The sequence below is a fragment of the Tomitella cavernea genome (assembly GCF_016599145.1).
In the GTDB taxonomy this organism is placed as follows: domain Bacteria; phylum Actinomycetota; class Actinomycetes; order Mycobacteriales; family Mycobacteriaceae; genus Tomitella; species Tomitella cavernae.
On the sequence record NZ_JAENKO010000110.1, the window covers coordinates 1 to 1,250 of the forward strand.

A 1,250-nucleotide genomic window follows, 5' to 3' on the forward strand; every position below is an offset into this window, starting at 1 on the left:
CCGAGTACCGCGGCGGCCGCCGCCGCCGCGAAGAATGCACGGTCGCGGGCCGTGGTGTCCGGCGGCTCCGGGGCCGGCGCCGTCGCCAACGTGGCGGTCCGGCCACTGGGCCCGCCGTCCGGCCCCGTGCCGCCGGACCGCAGTGCCCGAAGCGCGGCCGGCGTTGTGGTGAGGGCGGCGAGCGGGTCGATCACGCCGTACCCGACAGTGGGCTCCCACCCGTGCGGGCCGGGGATGGCGGTCGCGACGATCCGCTCGACCACTTCGGGCGCGGTCAGTGCGGGAAAACGCGAGCGGATGTCCGCCGCCAGGCCGGCGACGAGCGGCGCGGCGAAGCTCGTGCCTTCGACCGCAGTGACGCCGCGCTCGGTGCGCACCCGATCGGCCAGGCCGCCGTCCGCGCTGTTGGCGAGGGATACGACGCCGGTACCGGGCGCGGCCACGGTCACCCACGGTCCCGCCACGCTGAACTCCGAGGGCGATCCGTCCGGGTCCACCGACGCGACGGTGAGCACGTGGTCCGTGTAGTGCGCCGGCGCGACATCGGTGAACGCGGAGTCCCACCCGCGTGAATCCGGCCGCAGCGGGTCGCGCTCGGTGGGGTTCTGCCGGCATGCGCCGTTGTCGCCGCGGGTGTTCCCGGCGGCCGCGACGATCACGATGTCGCGCCGCGCCGCGTAGGCCACCGCGTCCGCGAGCGTGCTGGTGCGCAGTGCGCCGACGCCCCGTCCGCACGCGACCTCGGAGATGTTGATGACGGTGGCGCCCTGGTCGGCCGCCATGCGTATCGCCCGGGCCAGCGTGCCGATGGTGCCGCTGCCCCCGCCGGCCCCACCGTCCGTGCCGTTGCCCGGGGCGGCGGCCGAGTCGGTGAATTTGGCCGACGACTGGCGGATCGACAGGATGCGCGCATCGGGTGCGACTCCGGCGAAGCCGTCCCGTGACGACGGGGCGGCCGCGATGATGCCGGCCACGATCGTGCCGTGGGCGTCGCAGTCCTTCAGGCCCGGGCCCGATCCTCGGCCGCCGGCCGCCACAAGGTCTCCGCCGGGGACGAGGTTGCGCAGCCGCGGATGCGGGGCGACCCCGGTGTCGATGACGGCGACAGTCTGGCCTCGGCCGGTGCCGAAGCGCCATAGGTCGGCGACGTGCAGAAGGGCCTGCGCGGGTGGGACCCCCACCGGCGGCGCCCCGGGCGCCCGGTCGGCGACGGCGCAGGGCGCCGTCTGGCGCACGTCCGCGGCGGCCGG

At 76.5% G+C, this 1,250-nt stretch carries 1 protein-coding gene; it reads right to left on the reverse strand.

What is annotated here, in order from left to right; genetic code table 11:
- A partial coding sequence (gene mycP, locus JJ683_RS18680) for a type VII secretion-associated serine protease mycosin (RefSeq protein WP_200176320.1) occupies positions 1–1,181 on the reverse strand: 1,181 nt, incomplete at its 3' end.
- Positions 1,182–1,250 lie beyond the last annotated feature (69 nt).